Here is a 1059-nt window from a genome sequence, read left to right on the forward strand (position 1 = left end):
ACTAGAAGTTCGACCAAATAGTATAAAAAGGAAATTCAGATGCAAGACTATTCTATCACAAGCCAGAGCAAAGGGAAACACCTGACCAATCAAGACCGTTTAAACATTGAACGTTGGCACAATAAAGAAGGACTGAGCAACCGTGAGATTGCGCGCTTATTGAATAAAGCTCATGGGACGATTGACAGAGAGATGAAGCGAGGGGAAATCCAGCTCAAGCGGAAGGTAAAATACTCTGCTAAAAAGGCTCAAGAAAATTATGAAGGATTGAGGGCTCACAGTGTTCGTCCGAGTAAACTCACGACTGAGATTGATTGTTATGTGAGTACACGTCTTAAAGAAGACAAGGACTCTTTGGAAGTCATTCATCAGGCTCTAAAAGGAGTTTCTCTGAGCAGCCTCTACAATTGGGTCAACTGGGGCTGGTTAGAAGCCAAGCGTCATCATCTTTTCTATCCGCAGTATAAGGCGGCAAAGAAAATCAAACCTCGTGCGCCAAAGCATCCTTTTGGCAAGTCTATTGAAGAACGGCCTGAGTTCATTAACAATCGCTTAGAAGTGGGGCATTACGAGATTGACACGGTCATTCTTACGAGAGCTAAGAACAAGGTGCTTTTGACGCTCACAGAGCGAAAATACCGCACGGAGATCATTCGCTTGATTGATGGGAAAACAGCACAGGCGGTCAATGATGAGCTGGTGGAACTTCAAAAAAGTTATGACTTCAAATCCATTACCCCTGACAATGGCCATGAATTTGCAAGGCTCTCTGAGGTCGTAAGCTGTCCAGTTTACTATGCACACGCCTACGCGAGCTTTGAGCGAGGGACGAATGAAAACCATAACCGAATGATTCGTAGGCATCTGCCAAAAGGCACAACAAAGACGACCCCTGAAGAAGTCGCCGCTATCGAGTATTGGATGAACCATTATCCAAGAAAAATGTTCAACTATAAGAGTTCATATGAGATGAGCTTGGCTGGCTAACTTGGACTTGCAATTTGCGCCGAGACGTGCGGCGTCGAGCCCAAGACAGTCGAACGGTGGATCAACACGGGC

General features: G+C 45.4%; 1 protein-coding gene. It reads left to right on the forward strand.

Features of this window, described 5'->3' with window-relative positions; genetic code table 11:
- Positions 1-39 precede the first annotated feature (39 nt).
- The gene (locus tag AB0H75_RS50245; protein ID WP_003130410.1) at positions 40-987 is read left to right on the forward strand and encodes an IS30 family transposase; all 948 of its coding nucleotides are present in this window, start codon (positions 40-42) and stop codon (positions 985-987) included.
- Positions 988-1059 lie beyond the last annotated feature (72 nt).

The organism is Nonomuraea sp. NPDC050783, from assembly GCF_040802095.1.
In the GTDB taxonomy this organism is placed as follows: domain Bacteria; phylum Actinomycetota; class Actinomycetes; order Streptosporangiales; family Streptosporangiaceae; genus Nonomuraea.

Coding starts and splice junctions, on each gene's coding strand:
- AB0H75_RS50245 (WP_003130410.1), top strand. CDS start 40: ATGCAAGACTATTCTATCACAAGCCAGAGCAAAGGGAAACACCTGACC.